The sequence below is a fragment of the Pseudomonas sp. Choline-02u-1 genome, assembly GCF_002836515.1.
GTDB lineage: Bacteria > Pseudomonadota > Gammaproteobacteria > Pseudomonadales > Pseudomonadaceae > Aquipseudomonas.
This window is the reverse complement of sequence record NZ_PJBC01000009.1, coordinates 61,037-79,455: the sequence shown is the minus strand read 5'-3', so window position 1 is coordinate 79,455 and position 18,419 is coordinate 61,037. Positions and strand designations below refer to the sequence as shown.

Genomic DNA, 18,419 nt, shown 5'->3' with positions numbered 1-18,419 from the left:
CAAGGCTTCGGTTCTGTGACGATCCCGCGCATCGGCATGGAGGTCGTGGTGACCTTTCTCGAAGGTGATCCGGACAAACCGCTGATCACCGGTTGCGTGCCCAACATGGTCAAGTCCCCGCCCTACGCCTTGCCCGAGCACAAGACCAGAACCGTGCTGCGCAGCCACAGTTCACCGCACACCGGCGGCTACAACGAGCTGATGATCGAAGACCGTGCCGGCCAGGAAAAAATCTACCTTCGCGCCGAGCGTGATTTCGTGCAACTGATCCTCAATGACAGCCACAGCCTGATCCGTCACGACCGCTTCGAACAAGTCGACAACCACAGCACCAGCCTGATCAAGGCTGACGAACGACACACCACCGACGGTACGCGCAACACCGTGATCGGCACCGACGACCTGCTCAGCATCAGCGGCAACAGCAGCGTCACGGCGGAAGGCACGCTGGTGATTCAGGCCGGCCCGCATGCGCGTGTTACGGCCAGCCAGGTGGTGATTGATGCCGGCACGAGCCTGACGCTGACTGCTGGTGGCCATCACATCGTCATCAATTCTGGCGGGATCTTCAGCAGTGTCGCCATCGTCGAGGGCGGGGCGCCACTGGCCGGTGTGGCGGCGCAGACGGCGTTGGCGGCAGCAGCCGAGGATGTTGTCGTTGAATCCATCCCAATGGAGGCCCTGCTCAAACAAGCCATCGTCTTTCGTGAGGCGGATACCGGCATTTGTCCGGTATGCGATGCCGCCGAGAGGGCTGAAGCATGAAGTCAGATAGCCTGAAAAAGGGATTGCTCCTGATCGACGGATCTCAATATAAGGACGGCACGGGTTGGCTTCACGAGCACTACGGTTCTGACCACCCGCAGTCGCTGCTCAACCGCACCGCTTACGAGCCAATCAGCGCTTGCGGGCCGTTTTTGCTTAACGCCTCAATCGGCAGTGCGACCCATACCGCGTGGTGGAGCGGCGCGGATCTGCAACACGGCGTATGGCTGGCAACGTCTAAAACCACCCGGCAGTTGCTGTCGATTATGCAGCGCCGCTTACGGATCGTTGACGAGCAACAACAAGAATTCTGGTTGCGCCTGGCCGACGGCCCGGCGCTGACCCGCGCTTGGATGGCAAGTGCGCAATGGCCGAAAGGCTTCTGGTTTGGTGTCGACAGTGTCTGGCTGAGGCACGGAAACGGGCCTGTCTGCGCATGGGAAAACCAGCATCCTGAATACGATTCAGCACCAGAGGAAAAAGCGCTGGTCGCGCAAATAACCCTGTCTGAGCCACTGCTGCTGGCGCTCAGTCTGCCGGCCAATCCGGAGACAAACCCATGAGCGCCGGCCACAAGAAACGCTTTGGCACTTGCCCGCTGTTCGCGGCCGTTCTGCCATTGCGTTACGCAATTGGCCCGACGGCCTCTGTTGCCACCGATGCTCATGGTTTGCCTGCGCTGGCTGGGCAATTCCCCGAGCTTGGGCCACGCCAGCCTGACCTGACTGAACATCCACTCAACTACACCGCCCGTTTGTTGCGTGATGGCTGGCTTTACGTCTGGGAATGCAAGCCAGCCCAACTGGTGGAGTATCAAGTCGAAAAGGCATTGCTCACCCAAACCCCGCGCGCGGGCACCGTGATCGACACGCGGGTCAAACCGCATCTACTGTTGCGGGCCGGTGATCTTGCCGCATTGGTGTGGTCGCCCGTGCGCTGGAGCGAGCCGCAATATCTTTCAGCCAAAACCGATGCCGCCGTGCGTAAGCGCATCATGCGCAGTCTTGTCCCGGGCGTGGCACCGTTCAGCGGCCCGGTCGAAACCATCGGCAAACAGATCGGCGAATATGTCGATGCAACACGGTACGGCTGGAGCGCTCAGCCTGAAACGGAGCACGCGCCTGACTGGTTGAACATGCAGCGACAGATGACGGCATGCGAGCAACAGACCTTTGCCGTCATCGATGATCCGTGGGGCGTGCTGTTTGACCTCGCTGCACTGATCCGTGCACGCAAAACCGCGTTCGACAGCTATCAGGAGCATCACGCCGAAGAATGGGCGATAGCCGGTGTTCTCAAGTCCCTGAGCGAAAGCGACCGTCAGTTGAATGCGCAACTGCCGTCCATTACTCGCTACGACGAACTCCAGCGGACATGGAAGGATCAAGAGGTACAAAACGAGCGATATACCGCTGATGTTCGGCATCTGGCTCAACTCTGGGTGGCATGGTTCAACACCCTGCAAGCGACCGGCCCGTCGAGCATAAACACAGCTTGCGGCCACTTCGACATTACCCTGGCGATTGCCCGAGAAGCCTTCGAGCTGCATTTCGCCGAAGCCTGTCTCGGGCCGGCTAGCACTAGCATTGGCGCTGAGGCCATCACCCGCCAGCTGGAAGGTGACAAGGCCGGCAAGCCATGGCTGCTCTGGGCGTTACTCGGACTACCGTCGCGGCTGAGCATTGGCGAAATCAAATACATCGTGGACTTCGGCGACCTGACGCGCGACAACAAAGCGGCTGTTCAAGAGAGCGCCGACAAACTGGCCAGAGCCTTTGCCCATGCCGAAGGGCTGAACAAAGCCGCCGACAAACTCAAACAACACAACCCTGCAGCCAGTCTCGAAGCATTGTTCTTGTCCCTCGCCCCCGTCGCCGCGCTGCAACTGCATCAAGCCGACAATGCCGCCAGCAACGCCGGGCGCCTGTACATGGCGGCAGCATTGGCCCGCAGCGATCAACGCATTCAGACGTTGGCTGTTACGTCGCGTCAATTGGGTGAGTGGTACAGCGACTTGATGGGCACTCGGCAGACATCGCCCGCGCATCTGAATGTTGCGTCGCTGGCCAGTGGCGTGTCGGCGGGGATTCCGTTCATGCATCTGGTGCCGGCCAGTACCAAATTGGCGCCGTTGCCGGTGAATCTGGCGGCTGGGGGGGAGTTGAGTGGTGTGTTTGATTTGAAGGGGGCGTTGAGTAAGGCGCCGGTCAAGTCGATTGTGGCGTTAGTGGCGGGGGGGAATTTTGTTTGGGCGGGAAGTGCATTTACAGATGAGCAAACAGCAAAAAAGGGCATCGCCACATTCGGAGCCGCATTGGGTCTCGCTGTCGGAGTTGCAGCCATCCGGCAGCGAGTCACAGAGGTTAATTGGACTTCGGCGGTTCGACAGAGTGGTAGCACCTCAGTCTCATCCCGCCTGCTTTTGGCACAAACCTTGGGTCGTGCGGCTACTGCTGCGGGACTGCAGATTGCTGTGCTTACCGTTGACATTTTGTTCTACGGAATAGAAGCCTTTGAGGCGTACCAAAAAGGCGATTTCGACACCGTAGTGGCGAATCTGACAATTATCGGTGCCGAGGTGGCAAACGTTGTGCTCCATGTACAGCTTTTCCGAATTTACCGTGCCGCCCAAGCGGCCGTGTTGGTCGGCGAGATGTCAGCCATTGCAGCGGGGATGAATGTTGCACCGCATATCGCCATAAAAATACTTGGCTTTACTGTAGTAGTTGTCGCAGGTGTCGTGGCTCGACTCTACACAACAGACACGCCCTTGGAGCAGTGGGTAAAACACAGTCGTTTTGGCGTCCGCCCGGACGAGACCTGGTCGAGCAGCTATGCCCAGTCCATGGACAAGTTGTATCCGATTCTCTTCCCCATCAGTTTTGAAGCTCGGCGGCTGTCGGAAATGAACCCGTATCAAGGGCAAGTCACATCCACGTACCTGATGCTGAAACTGCCCGGGGAAAATGTATCGCTGGCTGAAGGAATGATTCATTTCAAGGGCATCGAAGTCTGGGGCGATACCCTTGGCTACCATCCAGAGAAAACCAAAAAGGTCGAATGGACGGGTAACGACTTTGCTCTGCATATCGGCAGCCGCATTCCTGTATCACAGGGCACGACTCCGTATCGCCGTGTGTACCATGAGGATGGCGTGCGGGACTTGATGCGAATCGAGGGCGAGTTGGTTTATTCCCCGCAAGAAGGACTGACGTTGCCAGCGGTCACCATCATGGAACGAGCATGGATATGAACAAACTGGATCAGCCAAAAGGCAGTGCTTCATCCACCGTAATGCTTGAAGCCAATAAATCCACGGGCGAGCAGCCAATGGAGCTGTTTATTACTGATGAACACACTGAACATTACTTGGCGTTGCAATCAGGGGGGGATTCGGATCGGGGATTATGGTCAGGAATTTTGGGGGGCGCTGGGGCGGTTCCATCGATAGGGATCGGTCTTCTAAGCTTTTTAAAAAGCGGTGAACTGGACGGATTGGTCATCATGCTCTGGATATGTTTGCCGCTCTTCGTGGCAGCGTTTTTATGGGAAACCCTGCGCCCGCTACCGCTCCCAATCCTGTTCAATCGCCGTACTCGGGAAGTCTATTTCGAGAACGACGGTGACCTATTCCACGCACCATGGGATGACATCTCAGCTGTAGCTAGCGAGTTCCAACTCGTCGGCACTCATATCGGTGCTATGCAAAGCGCTTCGCTGGAAATCCGGATGTGGAAATTTGAAGAACCGCAAATGGCCCTGATGGTCAGCCTTGGGTCACCCTTCGGTAAAAACCTGGAGATGCAAAAAGGCTTTTGGGAGTACATCCGCTCCTACATGAACAACGGCCCTTACTTTGATGAACACGGTAATCACAGTGAGTCTGATGTTTTTGTAAAAAGCCAACTCGCGGCTCGCTTCAAAATGAGCGACAGCTTCAAACAGACACTGGCAGACATCAAACAAGCCAGAAAAGACGCTGGGGGAGAGAATTATTTAAGCGGCAGCGACATGGCGAAACTGATCTTTGACCCCATGCTCTATCCCACCGATCGGATTAAAGAATTTACCTACAGCGTTGCTAAGCGCCGTTCCCGAAATCTGTGGCCAAAAGTCGTCACTGAGCGGCTGAAAGCCAGCGGGCCAACCACACGGCTAGCGGACTTGGAATTGCAGGAAATACTGACTGAATAGTCGGGAAGCAAGGGAAGCTTACGGTTGGTAGTTAGAATTCGGAGCAGCCGTTGAGAAGCCACATATTGTCATCTGCGTAATAAATCAGGAGTAGTAATGAAGGCTGTCTGGAATTTAGGTGTTGGGCTAGGGGTGATGTTGTGGGCGATTGCGAGCTTCATCTTGACTGTGACGCTGCATTTGCTTTTAACGCTTTTTCCGCTGGAACCATATTTGGCGGGGTGGCCGTTCGCGATGTCGATTTTACTGAGCATTGTTTTTTTTGTTATCTCAGTGTTCGCAAGGCGCGACCAAAAAGTCAGTATTACAATAGTGCCCGAAGGCCTTGTATTTCGTGACGACGCTGTGGGGTACAAGCGTGAAGACTTGATTCGTAATGAAGATATAAAGTCAGTGCGATTGCGGCGTAATCCATTTTTCAAAACGCTTATTGTTGATCTAAAAGAGCAGAACCAAAAATTCTCTTTAAGTAACGTGATGTTGCCCGATGAGTTTGTTGCGCAAGCGCGTGCTCGTATTGTCAAGTGAGTTAGTTTCCTTGCAGCTCATTTTTCGGAATACTGAATCAAACGTTATTACCTCAGTCGCACGAGGAAAGCCACGCGTTAAAGCATATCAGCATGCGGTGGTTTTCAGGCGGGGGTAGGGTTCTCTCAAAAAATAGTACTTTTATTAGTACGTTTCCCTGACTTATGTAGGACGGTTCCTGAACGTATAAATCAGATTTACTTCACCCGGTTGTTTGCCTATAGTTCGCCCCGTCACCGACCAATCGATGACCGATCTTAGCCGGTCGAAACAAGATGGAATATTCATAAACCATTGGAGTTTGACCATGGCTGATTATTGTCCCCTGCAAGGCAACCTCAGCACCACCCCCACGCTCTACATCGACACCGAAGCCAAGGCATCGGCACTTCTCGAAAACGCCAAATATCGAATCAACACGGTGCGCAACATGCTCAACAGCGTCAGTTGCCTGTGCGTCAAAGACGCCGAAGGCCATGATCTGGAACATTTCGCCAGCGCCGCGCATCTCCTGCTTCAGGACGGCTGTGACGCGCTGGATGCGTTGGGTTGGAAACTGGATAGAGTCGCGCCCGGACTTTGAAAGTAAAAAGCCGCGATTGTGTCGCGGCTTTTTTACATCTGTCAGAACCCGCGCCGGATACGATTCTTCAGTTGCTCGTGGAACATTTCGGCATTGCGTTTATAGGTGCCACTGAAGGATTCGTTACTCGAATCCAGCGTCATCGAGCGCTTGCTCGACACCTCTTCACGATACGCGTCGATAAAGAAATTCAGATCACTGTCCGTGCTCAGCTTCGGCCACTTGTCCAGGTACAACGGCAATTCCGCAGGGCCGGTCTTGAACGAGCAGATCCGGCGGTTGCTGATCGTCGCCTCACCAATCTCGAACGGCACCCACCACGACGACGCGGTCCGCTCCGACACCACCGCGAGCAAGTGCGTGCATTCGGTGATATTGCGGGTGATGACGCCGGTGATGTCATCGGTGGTTTGCGATTCCGGGTCGAGCACATCCAGGTAGGTTTTGATGTTGGCCTGTTTCAGGCGACTGTTGATCGCCATGGCCTGCATACGATCCACGTGGCGGTAGCTGATGAAGACAGGCATCAGAAGTGTCCTTTAATGGCGAGTTCGCGGTAGTAGGCGCCAAGGGCGGTGAGGCGGCAGCCGGTCGAGTTGAGGGCGGCGTAGTACATGTGCTCGGCGTCCACCGGTTCGATCAGGCTATGGCGGTTGCAGGTTTGCAGTTGTTTGAAGACTTCACCGTGGTCGACTTCGAATGAGGGCTCGGTGGGCTCATAGCTTGGGTCGAGCCTGAAGACGAAGCTCGGCTCGGGGAACCAGTCCTTGAGTTTGCGCAGGGTTTCTTCGGCGATCAGTGGAGCCACTTCGCGCAATGGCACGAACTGCGACACGTTGGTCTTGAACACCGGGCGCTGCTCCCAAGCCCCCAGCGCGTTGTCGACGAACGAGTAAACGCTGCCCGGAGTGACCTTGCCGAGCACATTGGCGGCGCCACCGTGCAGAGCCTGTAACAGCAGGTCGGTGAACACGCCGTGACCGCGACTTTCAAGGGCTGACTGTTCTTTTTTGCAGGCAGTGAGAATGGTCATGCCTTCGCCGATCACGCTGCTGCCGCCGCGTAAATTACGCATGGCCCCCGCTGCGCCGGCCTGGCAGCAATCGAGAATGATGATCTTGTTTTTGATCTGCGACGCCTGATCAGCCCACAGCAGGATGTCGCTGATGCGGATGCCTTCCCCACCGTGTTTGAAGTCCTGCGGAATCAGCAGCCCTTCGTCGATGCTGGTGTCGAACTGCCCGTGGCCAGCGAAGTAAAGCAGCGCTACATCGCAGTCGCCGGAAAACAGGCTCTGAATCTGTTGCTTCATGACATTGAGCGTCAGGTTCTCCTCGGACGAGGTCAGCACTTTACTGCTGAAATTCGGGCGCCCGCTGGCGTGGCGCTCGAGAACGGATGCCATGGCCATTGCATCGTTGTTGCAGCCGCTCAAAGGGGCGACATGGGCGTAGTGGTTGATGCCGATAAACAGTCCCTTGCGCATGGTTACACCGCCGTATGCAGGCGAATGGCGCTGACAATGCTTTTAGTGCTCCACGCGCATTCGGCGTGCGCGGCATTACGCACCACAGTGGAAATGCGCTCGGCGCCAAACGGTTTGACGGCGATGATCACCTTGCCCATGCGCTGGGCGATCTCTATTTCCTTGTTGATCCACTTGCTGTACGTCGAATACATGCCGGCCATGATCAGTACTGCCGAACAGGGGCGAATCTTGTTTTCGATGGCTGCTTCCAGTTGCTTGTCGGTTTGCGCGCCCATGATCGGGTTGTGCGGCGGCACGGAAAAATTCTTGAAGGTGAAATCCGGTTGCGCACCCAGTAGTCGCACCAGGTTGTCGTGGGCGTGGGAGTAGTTCCACGAATGGCTGATGAACAGGTGATAGGTCTGCATGGGGTACCTCGAAGGTCGCAAAGGTGCGAAGGAGGACCTCAATCTAGGCATCTGACGCGAGCCTACAAGGGTTGGGTGGAGAAAGAGAAATGTCCTGCAGGCAGGCGTGGGCGGACCTGTCAGAAAGGTCTGACGTTTAACGGGATGGGGGATTTGTCAGGCGCGGTCTGACATCCGGCAGCCCTCGGGCGAGGTGCTGCCGGCGCGACGGTCAGTAGCCGTTTTCAGGCAGGCTGGCGATGATCGAGCGGTAGCTGTTCATGCGTTGCTGCTGGATGCGCCCGTCTTCGAGCGCCTTGAGCAGCGCGCAACCTGGTTCGCGGTCGTGCTTGCAGTCGCGGAAGCGGCAGGTGCCGAGCAGGTCGTCGAACTCGATGAAACCGGCTTCAACGTCGGCGCGGCTGACGTGGCCCAGACCGAATTCGCGGATGCCCGGGGAGTCGATCAGTTCGCCGCCGCCAGGAAAGTGGAACAGGCGCGCGGTGGTCGTGGTGTGCGTGCCCTGGCCGGACAGCTCGGACAACGGCCCGACGCGAGTTTCGACTTCCGGCAGCAAGCTGTTGACCAGCGATGACTTGCCAACGCCGGACTGGCCGACGAACACGCTGATGCGTCCGTCGAGCTGCTTTTGCAGCTGCTCCATGCCGTCGCCGTGGTGCGCGGAAACTTCCAGCACCGGATAACCCAGCGTGCGGTACACCGCCAGCAGCGCGTTCAGCGCCGGGGCGTTCTGCTCGTCGATCAGGTCGAATTTGTTCAGCAGCAGCAGAGGGCGGATGCCGGCGTGTTCGGCGGCGACCAGGTAGCGGTCGATCAGGTTGGCGTGCGGCTCGGGCAGCGGGGCGAAGACGATGACGATCATGTCGACGTTGGCGGCAACCGGTTTGAGCTGGCCGCGGCTGTCGGGGCGGCACAGTTCGGTGCTGCGCGGCAGTTGCGCGACGATAACGCCAATGCCCTGGTTGCCGGCGCGCCAGACGACTTTGTCGCCGGTGACCAGCGCCGGCAGGTTGGCGCGCAAGTGGCAGCGGAACACTTGGCCGGCGAGTTCGCCTTCAGCGGCCTCGACTTCCACCTGCACACCGAAGTGGGCGATCACCAGGCCGTGTTGCTCAGGGCCAAGGTCGCCGCCTTCGAGGGCTTCGACCGCCGAGGACTCGCGTTTGGCGGCGCGTGCGGCGCGCTCGCCCTGAATCTTTTCGATGCGCCAGTTTTGACGACGATTGAGTTGGCGTTTGGCCATGGGTGTTCCGTCTGAAGAATGCAGCGATTAGGTAAAACGGCCGCGAGTTTAGCACGCCCGGCCACCGGCCTAGGCTAAACTGCGCAGCATTGCCTAGGAGCCCGAATATGCAAAACCCGCAAAACCTGATCTGGATCGACCTGGAAATGACCGGTCTGGACCCGGACAACGATGTGATCATCGAAATGGCCACCATCGTCACCGACAGTGAGCTCAACACATTGGCCGAAGGCCCGGTGATCGCCATCCATCACAGCGACGAAGTCCTGGCGCGCATGGATGAGTGGAACACCCGCACCCACGGCAATTCCGGCCTGACCCAGCGTGTACGCGAAAGCCGCATCAGCATGGCCGAGGCCGAGGCCGAAACCATCGCTTTCCTGGAACAATGGGTGCCGAAGGGCAAGTCGCCGATCTGCGGCAACAGCATCTGCCAGGATCGCCGCTTCCTTTATACCCACATGAAAGCGCTGGAAAGCTACTTCCACTACCGCAACCTCGACGTCTCCACACTCAAGGAACTGGCCGCGCGCTGGGCGCCGGACGTGCGCGACAGCTTCAAGAAGGGCAGCACGCACCTGGCGCTGGATGACATCCGCGAATCGATCGCCGAGCTGCAGCACTACCGCAAGCATTTCATCAAGTTCTGACGCGATCCCTGTGTAGGAGCTGCCGCAGGCTGCGATCTTTTGATCTCTGTTTTGAATCTGAAAAAAGCAGAATCAGAAGATCGCAGCCTTCGGCGGCTCCTACAGGGAGTTGTGTTTGCTGAGGCGCCCTCTTCTGGTGCGGCGCTGAAGTGGCTAGACTGCGCGCCTTTCTGCCTGGGCTGCCATCATGTTGCTGATGCTCTATCTCATCGCCATCACCGCCGAAGCCATGACCGGCGCGCTGTCCGCCGGACGACGCGGCATGGACTGGTTTGGCGTGGTGCTGATCGCCTGCATCACCGCGCTGGGTGGCGGTTCGGTGCGCGACGTGTTGCTCGGACATTACCCGCTGACCTGGGTCAAACACCCGGAGTATCTGGTGCTGACGTCGGTGGCCGCGATGTTCACCGTATTCACGGCCCGCTGGATGCGCCATCTGCGCTCACTGTTTCTGGTGCTCGACGCGGTAGGGCTGGTGGCATTCACTTTGATCGGTTGCATGACCGCTCTGGAGATGGGCCACGGCATGCTGGTAGCATCGGTCAGCGGCGTCATTACCGGGGTGTTCGGCGGCATCCTGCGCGACATTTTCTGTAACGACATTCCGCTGATCTTTCGGCGCGAACTCTATGCCAGCGTCTCGTTTGCCGCTGCATGGTGCTACATGCTTTGTCTGTACCTGAACGTGCCAGGCGAGCAGGCGATTCTGATTACGCTGTTCGGTGGGTTTCTGCTACGCCTGCTGGCGATCCGTTTTCACTGGGAAATGCCCAAGTTCGTTTACAACGACGCGCCCTGACGCTCGGCATGTTGCCTGAGCGCCCACTCGACGTGTTCCTGCACCAGATCTGAAGGAAAATCGCGGCGCGCCTTCAAGGCTTCCAGCACCGGGATCGTTGAAGGCGCATTACCCAGTCCCACCGCCAGATTCCTCAACCAGCGCTCATAACCGGCGCGCCGCAACGGCGAGCCTTCCGTGCTGCTCAGGAACTTGTCTTCATCCCACATAAACAGCTCGGCCAGCTCGGCGTTGTCGAGGTTGTGCCGTGGCTTGAAATCGCCTTCCTGTGAAGGTTTGGCGAAACGGTTCCACGGGCAGACGATCTGGCAGTCATCGCAGCCGAACACGCGATTGCCGATCAGCGGGCGCAGCTCTTCAGGGATGGCGGTTTTCAGTTCGATGGTCAGATAGGAAATGCAGCGCCGCGCGTCCAGCACATACGGGCCGACGAAGGCATTGGTCGGGCAGATATCCAGGCACGCAGTGCAGCGCCCGCAATGTTCGGTGCTGTGTGGTTGGTCCATCGGCAACGGCAGGTCGACGAATAGCTCGCTTAGAAAGAAATAACTCCCGGCCTTGCGATTCAGCACCAGGGTGTTCTTGCCAATCCAGCCCAGCCCTGCCTGTTCGGCGATGGCTTTTTCCAGCACCGGGGCGCTGTCGACGAAAGCACGGAAACCGAACGGGCCGATCTCGGCCTGAATTTTGTCGGCCAATTGCTGCACACGTTTACGGATCAATTTGTGGTAATCGCGGCCCAAGGCATAACGCGACACGTAAGCTTTTTCCGGTTGCGCCAGACGTTTGGCCATTTCGGTATCGCCTGGCAGGTAGTCCATGCGCAGCGAGACCACCCGCAAAGTGCCCGGCACCAGTTCCTCGGGGTGCGAGCGTTTGCTGCCATGGGCGCCCATGTAGTCCATTTCGCCGTGGTAGCCGGCCGCGAGCCAGCGCTCCAGGTGCTGCTCGTGCTCGGCGAGGTGCAGGCCGCTGATGCCGACTTGCTGAAAGCCCAGCTCGCGGCCCCACTCCTTGATTGATTGGGCGAGGGCGGGCAGGTCTGTGGTGATGGCGGACATGAGGCGAGAGAAACCGGAGCTGAGGTGCGTATAATTCTGCCAGACATCGGAGCTCGAAGACGCATGCCGCAGACGAAAGATGAATTACCCGACGCACTGTACGGCGCCGCCCAGGTGCGCGAGCTCGACGCCCGGCTGATTGCCGCCGGCACGCCGGGCTTCGAATTGATGCAGCGGGCGGCCCGGGCGACCTGGCGCGCGCTGGTGCGGCAATGGCCGGACGCGAACGAACTGACGGTGCTCGTCGGGCATGGCAACAATGCTGGCGACGGTTATCTCATCGCCGTACTGGCGCTTCGCGCCGGTTGGGCTGTACGCCTGCTGGCGGTGGGCGATCCACAGCGCTTGCAAGGGGATGCGGCGCTTGCTCATGCAGAGGCACTGGCCGCAGGCGTTGCCTCGCAGCACTGGACAGATGACAGCGAGCTGCGCGGCGTCCTCGTCGATGCCTTGCTTGGCACAGGCTTGAGCGGCGAGGTACGCAAGCCCTACGCGGCTGCGATCAACGCGATCAATGCCAGCGGTCTGCCCGTAACGGCAGTCGACATTCCTTCCGGGCTTTGCGCCGACACCGGAAGAATCTTGGGCGTCGCGGTGCATGCTGATCTCACGGTGACTTTTATCGGCCTGAAAGTTGGCCTGTTCACTGGCGACGCCGCCGATCACATCGGTGAACTGGTATTCAATGATCTGCAGGCCAGCGCCGACATTTATAGTGACATTGCTGTCCGCGCCCGGCGCCTCAGCCCGGCTAATCTTCCGCGACCAGCGCCGCGCGCACCGACGGCGCACAAGGGCCGCTTTGGTCATGTGCTGCTGATCGGCGGCGATCACGGCTTTGGCGGGGCGATTTTACTCAGTACGCAAATGGCCCTGCGCAGCGGCGCGGGCATGGTGTCGCTGGCGACGCGTCCCGAACACGTCCCGGCGGCGCTGACCCGGGTGCCGGAAGCCATGGCCCTCGGCACCTCGTCGGCCAATCAGTTGGTAGGTTTGCTGGAAAAGGTCTCGACGCTGGTCGTCGGTCCCGGGTTGGGGCAGGCCAGTTGGGGGCGCGCATTGTTGTCCGCCGCAGCCAACGCATCCTTGCAGCAGGTATGGGACGCCGATGCGTTGAACCTGCTGGCCAGCGGCTTCGTTCAATTACGCAAGGATTGTGTGATTACCCCGCATCCGGGCGAAGCGGCGCGGTTGTTGGCTATCGGCACCGCCGAGGTGCAGGCGGATCGCCCGGCGGCAGCGCTGGCGTTGAGCAAAAAATACTCAGCGGTGGTCGTGCTCAAAGGTTCGGGTAGCCTGATCGCCCATCCCGACGGGCGCCTTTCGCTGTGTCATCAAGGCCATCCGGCGATGGCTACGGGCGGCCTCGGCGATGTGCTGGCCGGATTGATCGGCGCCCTGCTGGCCCAAGGCATGGATGCGTTCGACGCGGCATGCCTGGCCGTCTGGCTGCACGCCAACGCGGGTATGCAACAAGGCAAATTCGGCCGTGGGCTGGCGGCCAGTGATCTGATTCCAGCCATTCGTCAGTTGTTGGAGGAGCAAGCACCGTGTCTGAAGTAACCCTGTACCTGGCCGATGAACAGGCGATGAGCGACTTTGGCGCACGGATCGCCCGCGTCACCCAGGGCCATGGCCTGATTTTTCTCGAGGGCAATCTGGGCATGGGCAAAACCACCCTGTCGCGCGGCATCATTCGCGGGCTGGGGCATGTCGGCGCGGTGAAAAGTCCGACCTTCACGTTGGTCGAGCCTTACGAGATCGGTGACATTCGCGCCTTCCATTTCGACCTGTATCGCCTGGTCGATCCGGAGGAGCTGGAGTTTCTCGGCATCCGCGACTACTTCGAAGACGATGCCCTGTGCCTGATCGAATGGCCCGATAAAGGTGCAGGCTTTTTGCCAAAGCCTGACCTGACCATTACCATTAGCCCGCAAGACAGCGGGCGTTCGCTGAAAATTTTGTCCCAGGGCTCGCGTGGCGAGGCCTGGTGTGCCGCTTTGGCATTGGAATCCAATTAAATGATGGGGTTTGGTATGCGCTTTCGCGCGTTGGTGGCTGCCGCTGGACTGATGTTGATGGCAGTAACCGTCAACGCTGTGGCCGACTCAAAGGTCAACAGCGTGCGCCTGTGGCGGGCGCCGGACAACACGCGACTGGTCTTCGACCTGAGCGGCCCGGTGCAGCACAGCGTCTTCACCCTGACCGCGCCGGACCGGCTGGTGATCGACATCAATGGCGCCTCCCTTGGCGCGCCGTTGAACGTGCAGACCGCGAACACGCCGATCACCGCGATGCGCTCGGCCCAGCGCACGCCGACCGACCTGCGGGTGGTCATCGACCTGAAAAAAGCCGTCACTCCGAAAAGCTTCTCGCTGGCGCCGAACGCGCAGTATGGCAACCGTCTGGTGGTCGATCTGTTCGACAACCCGGCCGATGCCGCGCCGCCGCCTGCGCCAACGCCATCGGTGGCGACCGTGCCGGCAGTGCCGGTGACCCCGACTGAACCGGCGATCAAACTGCCGCCAGCCCCGGCCGGCAAACGCGACATTATCGTTGTGATCGACGCCGGCCACGGTGGCGAAGACCCGGGCGCGTCCGGCTCGCGCGGCCAGCGTGAAAAAGACGTGGTGCTGCAGATCGCTCGCGAATTGCAGCGTCAGGTCAACGGCATGAAAGGCTTCCGCGCCGAACTGACCCGTACTGGCGACTACTTCATTCCATTGCGCGGGCGTACCGAAATCGCTCGCAAGAAGGGCGCCGACCTGTTCGTCTCGATCCACGCCGACGCCGCGCCGTCCGCAGCCGCTTTCGGTGCTTCGGTGTTCGCCCTGTCTGATCGTGGCGCTACGTCCGAGACCGCCCGTTGGCTGGCCGACAGTGAAAACCGTTCCGACCTGATCGGCGGTGCCGGCAACGTCAGCCTCGACGACAAGGACCGCATGCTCGCCGGCGTGCTGCTCGACCTGTCGATGACCGCGTCGCTGACCTCCAGCCTCAACGTCGGTCAGAAGGTTCTGACCAATATTGGCCGCGTCACACCGCTGCACAAACAGCGCGTGGAACAGGCCGGGTTCATGGTGCTGAAGTCGCCGGATATCCCGTCGATCCTGGTCGAAACCGGTTTCATCTCCAACGCCAACGAAGCCAACAAACTGTCTGCATCGAGCCATCAGCAAGCGCTGGCACGCTCGATCAGCAGCGGTGTGCGCCAGTTCTTCCAGCAGAATCCGCCACCGGGCACCTACATCGCCTGGCTGCGTGATTCCGGCAAGATTGCCCAAGGCCCGCGCGACCACCGTGTCGGCCCGGGGGAAACCCTGGCGATGATCGGCGTGCGCTATCAGGTTTCGCCGGCCACCTTGCGCGCCGCCAACAATCTGAAGAGTGACGAGCTGAAAGTGGGTCAGCACCTGACTATTCCAGGCACCGAACTGGCGTCGAAAGAATGAACCAGGTATTGAACACGGCGCGCATCGAACTGCTCAGCCCACGGCTGGCGAACCAGATCGCCGCCGGTGAAGTGGTCGAGCGCCCGGCTTCGGTGATCAAGGAACTGCTGGAAAACAGCCTCGACTCCGGTGCCAAGCGTATCGATGTCGATGTCGAACAGGGCGGCGTCAAGCTGCTGCGGGTGCGTGACGATGGCAGTGGCATCTCTGCCGATGACCTGCCGCTGGCGCTGGCCCGGCACGCCACTAGCAAGATTCGCAATCTTGAAGATCTGGAACAGGTGATGAGCCTCGGGTTTCGGGGCGAAGCGCTGGCGTCGATCAGCTCTGTGGCGCGTCTGACCCTGACCTCGCGCACCCGCGATGCCGATCAGGCCTGGCAGGTGGAAACCGAAGGGCGTGACATGGCACCGCGCGTGCAGCCGGCTGCACACCCGGTTGGCACCTCGGTGGAAGTCCGCGACCTGTTTTTCAACACCCCGGCACGGCGCAAATTTCTCAAGACCGAAAAAACCGAATTCGATCACCTGCAAGAAGTGATCAAGCGTCTCGCGCTGGCGCGTTTCGACGTAGCGTTTCATTTGCGCCACAACGGCAAAACCATTCTCAGCCTGCACGAGGCCCACGATGATGCGGCCCGCGCACGGCGTGTGGCGGCGATCTGCGGTTCGGGTTTCCTTGAGCAGGCGTTGCCGATCGAGATCGAACGCAATGGCTTGCACCTGTGGGGTTGGGTCGGTTTGCCGACTTTCAACCGCAGTCAGGCGGACTTGCAGTATTTCTTTGTGAACGGTCGGGCGGTGCGCGACAAATTGGTGGCCCACGCCGTGCGCCAGGCTTATCGCGACGTGCTGTTCAACGGCCGGCATCCGACCTTCGCGCTGTTTTTCGAGGTAGACCCTGCAGCGGTCGACGTCAACGTGCACCCGACCAAGCATGAAGTGCGCTTTCGTGACGGGCGCATGGTTCACGATTTCCTGTATGGCACGTTGCACCGTGCGCTGGGCGATGTGCGTCCGGAAGACCAGTTGGCCGGCTCGGTCACCACGGCAATCGTTCGGCCCAGCGGAATCGAGGCGGGCGAATTCGGCCCGCAAGGCGAGATGCGTCTGGCCGCCAATGCGCTGCTCGAGCAGCCGCAGGCGCAACCGGCATTCAACACTGCGTCCGGCGCCAGCGCTGGCGGCGCTTATCAGTATCAATACACGCCGCGTCCGCAATCGACGGTGCCTGTCGCCGAGGCGCAAGCTGCCTACAAAGAGTTCTTCGCGCCGCTGCCGGAAGCCAATGCCAGCGCACTGCCGACCGGCCAGGAAGATATCCCGCCGCTCGGCTATGCACTGGCGCAGCTCAAGGGCATCTATATTCTGTCCGAGAACGCCCATGGCCTGGTGCTGGTGGATATGCATGCCGCCCACGAACGCATCATGTACGAGCGCCTGAAAATCGCCATGGCCAGCGAAGGCCTCAGTGGTCAGCCGTTGCTGGTGCCGGAGTCGCTGGCGGTGAGTCAGCGCGAGGCCGATTGCGCTGAAGAACACGCCGCGTGGTTCCAGCGGCTGGGCTTCGAATTGCAGCGGCTGGGCCCGGAAACTCTGGCGATCCGGCAGATTCCAGCATTGCTCAAGCAGGCGGAAGCCAATCGACTGGTCGGCGACGTGCTTTCGGATCTGATGGAATACGGCACCAGCGACCGCATTCAGGCGCACCTCAACGAACTGCTCGGCACCATGGCCTGCCACGGGGCGATCCGTGCCAACCGGCGCCTGGCCCTGCCGGAAATGAACGGCCTGCTGCGTGACATGGAGAACACCGAGCGCAGTGGTCAATGCAACCATGGCCGACCGACCTGGACCCAATTGGGCCTGGACGATCTGGACAAACTGTTCCTGCGCGGTCGTTGATGAGCCAGCTGCCTCCAGCGATTTTTCTGATGGGCCCGACCGCTGCGGGCAAGACAGATCTGGCCATCGAGCTGACCAAGGTGCTGCCGTGCGAATTGATCAGTGTCGACTCGGCGCTTGTTTATCGCGGCATGGACATCGGCACGGCCAAGCCTTCGAAAGCACTGCTAAACGAATACCCGCACCGGTTGATCGATATTCTCGACCCTGCCGAGGCGTATTCCGCTGCCGATTTCCGTCGCGACGCCCTGCAGGCCATGGCCGAAATCACTGCGCGGGGAAAGATCCCGCTGTTGGTCGGCGGCACGATGCTTTATTACAAGGCGTTGGTCGAAGGTCTGGCGGACATGCCGGCGGCCGATGCCCAGGTGCGCGCGCAAATAGAGGAAGAAGCGGCACGCCTCGGCTGGCAGGTGCTGCACGAGCAGTTGGCGCAAATCGATCCGGTGTCGGCAGCGCGCATTCATCCAAATGATCCGCAGCGCTTGAGTCGGGCGCTGGAAGTGTACCGAGTCAGCGGGCAGAGCATGACTGCCCTGCGCGAGCAACAATCTGCGCAAAGTACTGAAGCAGCCGCTTCTGGACGCCAACAATTACCCTATACTGTCGCGAACCTGGCCATTGCTCCGGCAAATCGCCAGGTTCTGCACCAGCGAATTGAACAAAGATTCACAAATATGTTGGAACAGGGGTTCATCGACGAGGTCGTAGCCCTGCGTAAAAGAAGTGACCTGCATTCGGGGTTGCCGTCTATACGTGCGGTAGGCTACCGCCAAGTCTGGGATTACCTGGACGGCAAGCTGACGTTGGCCCAGATGCAGGAGCGCGGCATCATCGCCACGCGCCAATTGGCCAAGCGCCAGTTTACCTGGCTGCGCAGCTGGGACGATTTGCACTGGCTGGACAGTCTTGATTGCGACAATCTGCCACGCGCCTTGAAATACCTTGGGACCATCTCCATATTGAGCTGAGTCCTTGCAATTGCCGTCTATCCTTGGGGGTGTGACGGCCAAAGCCATCTGAATTACCTATTTTTTATTATTGAATCCTTAAAGGAGTGCGGCACATGTCAAAAGGGCATTCGCTACAAGACCCTTACCTGAACACTTTACGTAAAGAGAAAGTCGGGGTTTCCATTTACCTGGTCAACGGTATCAAACTGCAAGGGACGATCGAGTCGTTCGACCAGTTCGTGATCCTGCTGAAAAACACCGTCAGCCAGATGGTCTACAAGCACGCTATCTCGACTGTCGTACCGGTTCGTCCAATTCGTCTGCCTAGCGCAACCGAAAACGAACAGGGCGACGCAGAGCCAGCTCCAGGTAACGCCTGATAGGAGACTCC

Annotated in this window: 19 protein-coding genes; 14 read left to right on the top strand and 5 right to left on the bottom strand. The window is 59.3% G+C overall.

From position 1 onward, the window contains the following. The 6 genes from CXF97_RS08130 to CXF97_RS08105 all read left to right on the top strand — a co-directional run. A partial coding sequence (locus tag CXF97_RS08130) for a phage baseplate assembly protein V (protein WP_256589730.1) occupies window positions 1–765 on the top strand: 765 nt, incomplete at its 5' end. Further along, window positions 762–1,328 carry a DUF4123 domain-containing protein gene (locus CXF97_RS08125; protein WP_101157773.1) on the top strand — a complete coding sequence of 189 codons (567 nt, stop codon included), beginning with the start codon at window positions 762–764 and terminating at the stop codon, window positions 1,326–1,328. The genes CXF97_RS08130 and CXF97_RS08125, both read left to right, overlap by 4 nt. Continuing rightward, the gene (locus CXF97_RS08120; RefSeq protein ID WP_101157771.1) at window positions 1,325–4,018 is read left to right on the top strand and encodes a toxin VasX; all 2,694 of its coding nucleotides are present in this window, start codon (window positions 1,325–1,327) and stop codon (window positions 4,016–4,018) included. Before CXF97_RS08125 ends, CXF97_RS08120 begins: the two co-directional genes overlap by 4 nt. Further along, a complete protein-coding gene (locus CXF97_RS08115; RefSeq protein WP_101157769.1) occupies window positions 4,009–4,959 on the top strand; it encodes a hypothetical protein in 951 nt (316 codons plus the stop codon). Before CXF97_RS08120 ends, CXF97_RS08115 begins: the two co-directional genes overlap by 10 nt. 96 nt (window positions 4,960–5,055) lie before the next feature. Continuing rightward, window positions 5,056–5,487, top strand: coding sequence for a hypothetical protein (locus tag CXF97_RS08110; RefSeq protein ID WP_101157767.1), 432 nt, complete (start codon window positions 5,056–5,058; stop codon window positions 5,485–5,487). Between the two features lie 307 nt (window positions 5,488–5,794). Continuing rightward, window positions 5,795–6,070: a hypothetical protein gene (locus CXF97_RS08105; protein ID WP_101157765.1), complete on the top strand. Its 276-nt coding sequence runs from the start codon at window positions 5,795–5,797 to the stop codon at window positions 6,068–6,070. Window positions 6,071–6,111: 41 nt separating this feature from the next. Here CXF97_RS08105 and CXF97_RS08100 read toward each other — a convergent pair whose 3' ends face one another. From CXF97_RS08100 to rsgA, 4 genes are all read right to left on the bottom strand, one after another. Then, window positions 6,112–6,597 (bottom strand): toll/interleukin-1 receptor domain-containing protein, encoded by a 486-nt coding sequence (locus CXF97_RS08100; protein ID WP_101157763.1) that lies wholly within the window; start codon window positions 6,595–6,597, stop codon window positions 6,112–6,114. Next, a complete protein-coding gene (locus CXF97_RS08095; RefSeq protein ID WP_101157761.1) occupies window positions 6,597–7,556 on the bottom strand; it encodes a caspase family protein in 960 nt (319 codons plus the stop codon). The genes CXF97_RS08100 and CXF97_RS08095 overlap by 1 nt, the downstream gene beginning before the upstream one ends. 2 nt (window positions 7,557–7,558) lie before the next feature. Further along, a complete protein-coding gene (locus CXF97_RS08090) occupies window positions 7,559–7,966 on the bottom strand; it encodes a TIR domain-containing protein (RefSeq protein WP_101157759.1) in 408 nt (135 codons plus the stop codon). 211 nt (window positions 7,967–8,177) lie between these two features. After that, a complete protein-coding gene (rsgA, locus tag CXF97_RS08085) occupies window positions 8,178–9,209 on the bottom strand; it encodes a small ribosomal subunit biogenesis GTPase RsgA (RefSeq protein ID WP_101157757.1) in 1,032 nt (343 codons plus the stop codon). A gap of 107 nt (window positions 9,210–9,316) precedes the next feature. On the opposite strand from rsgA, the gene orn reads away from it, so the two are divergent. Both orn and CXF97_RS08075 read left to right on the top strand, forming a co-directional pair. Beyond that, entirely contained in the window at window positions 9,317–9,859 is a 543-nt protein-coding gene (orn, locus tag CXF97_RS08080) for an oligoribonuclease (protein WP_042607793.1), read from the top strand. A 184-nt stretch (window positions 9,860–10,043) separates the two neighbouring features. Continuing rightward, on the top strand, window positions 10,044–10,658 hold the full coding sequence (locus CXF97_RS08075; RefSeq protein WP_178081165.1) for a trimeric intracellular cation channel family protein: 615 nt from the start codon (window positions 10,044–10,046) through the stop codon (window positions 10,656–10,658). On the opposite strand, the gene queG is transcribed toward CXF97_RS08075, so the two are convergent. Continuing rightward, entirely contained in the window at window positions 10,640–11,719 is a 1,080-nt protein-coding gene (gene queG, locus CXF97_RS08070) for a tRNA epoxyqueuosine(34) reductase QueG (protein WP_101157753.1), read from the bottom strand. The two genes, CXF97_RS08075 and queG, sit on opposite strands and share 19 nt — an antisense overlap. 63 nt (window positions 11,720–11,782) lie before the next feature. Between queG and CXF97_RS08065 the strand changes: the two genes are divergently transcribed. From CXF97_RS08065 to hfq, 6 genes are all read left to right on the top strand, one after another. Then, window positions 11,783–13,282 carry an NAD(P)H-hydrate dehydratase gene (locus tag CXF97_RS08065; RefSeq protein WP_101157751.1) on the top strand — a complete coding sequence of 500 codons (1,500 nt, stop codon included), beginning with the start codon at window positions 11,783–11,785 and terminating at the stop codon, window positions 13,280–13,282. Next, window positions 13,270–13,740, top strand: coding sequence for a tRNA (adenosine(37)-N6)-threonylcarbamoyltransferase complex ATPase subunit type 1 TsaE (gene tsaE, locus CXF97_RS08060; RefSeq protein WP_016985707.1), 471 nt, complete (start codon window positions 13,270–13,272; stop codon window positions 13,738–13,740). The genes CXF97_RS08065 and tsaE overlap by 13 nt, the downstream gene beginning before the upstream one ends. A gap of 51 nt (window positions 13,741–13,791) precedes the next feature. Next, window positions 13,792–15,171: an N-acetylmuramoyl-L-alanine amidase gene (locus CXF97_RS08055; protein ID WP_371918374.1), complete on the top strand. Its 1,380-nt coding sequence runs from the start codon at window positions 13,792–13,794 to the stop codon at window positions 15,169–15,171. Continuing rightward, the gene (mutL, locus tag CXF97_RS08050) at window positions 15,168–17,075 is read left to right on the top strand and encodes a DNA mismatch repair endonuclease MutL (RefSeq protein ID WP_101157747.1); all 1,908 of its coding nucleotides are present in this window, start codon (window positions 15,168–15,170) and stop codon (window positions 17,073–17,075) included. Before CXF97_RS08055 ends, mutL begins: the two co-directional genes overlap by 4 nt. Further along, the gene (gene miaA, locus CXF97_RS08045; protein WP_101157745.1) at window positions 17,075–18,046 is read left to right on the top strand and encodes a tRNA (adenosine(37)-N6)-dimethylallyltransferase MiaA; all 972 of its coding nucleotides are present in this window, start codon (window positions 17,075–17,077) and stop codon (window positions 18,044–18,046) included. Before mutL ends, miaA begins: the two co-directional genes overlap by 1 nt. A 95-nt stretch (window positions 18,047–18,141) precedes the next feature. Next, window positions 18,142–18,408: an RNA chaperone Hfq gene (gene hfq / locus CXF97_RS08040; protein ID WP_090280768.1), complete on the top strand. Its 267-nt coding sequence runs from the start codon at window positions 18,142–18,144 to the stop codon at window positions 18,406–18,408. Window positions 18,409–18,419: the final 11 nt, after the last annotated feature.